Source organism: Cobetia sp. BMC6 (assembly GCF_029991385.1).
In the GTDB taxonomy this organism is placed as follows: Bacteria; Pseudomonadota; Gammaproteobacteria; order Pseudomonadales; family Halomonadaceae; genus Cobetia.
The window spans coordinates 1-488 of record NZ_JAKUMF010000045.1; the positions used below are offsets into that span (position 1 = coordinate 1).

The 488-nt window shown below is 63.3% G+C and carries 1 protein-coding gene; it reads left to right on the plus strand.

Translation table 11 applies throughout. The features are described from left to right. Positions 1-488 (plus strand): ShlB/FhaC/HecB family hemolysin secretion/activation protein (locus MKZ40_RS16915; RefSeq protein WP_282627984.1); only part of this gene is annotated, 488 nt, incomplete at both ends.

The following is a 488-nucleotide window of genomic DNA, read 5'->3' on the forward strand; positions in this document are numbered from 1 at the left end:
GGCAGCAACGGCACCACCCTGTCGGCCAATATCGCCCATATGAAAAGCCGCGTCCGCGACCGGCCGATCGAAGGCGAAGCGACGCTGGCAGGCGTCACGATCAGCCATGCGCTGGTCCGCTCCAACAAGACGAATCTCACCATCAATGCCTCGATCGACGGGATCGACAGCAGCAATTATTTCCTCGACGTCCGCTTTGGCGATTACCGTTCCCGCTCGGTGCGGCTCGGCGCATCCTGGTCGCATTCCGATCAGACGCAGGGGCAGGCGCTGTCCGCCGTCGCCAGCCGTGGCATCGGCCTGTTGGGCGCACGCGCCTTCACTGGCTTTTCGGAAAAAATCTTCACCAAGGTCAATGTGCAGGCCGTCGCCGTGCGCAGTCTGTCCAAGCGCGTTGCCGTCAAACTCAACGCGAGGGCGCAATATTCCCGCGACCAGCTGCCCTCGACCGAACGCTTTTCTTTGGGCGGCACCGGCGCGGGCATGGC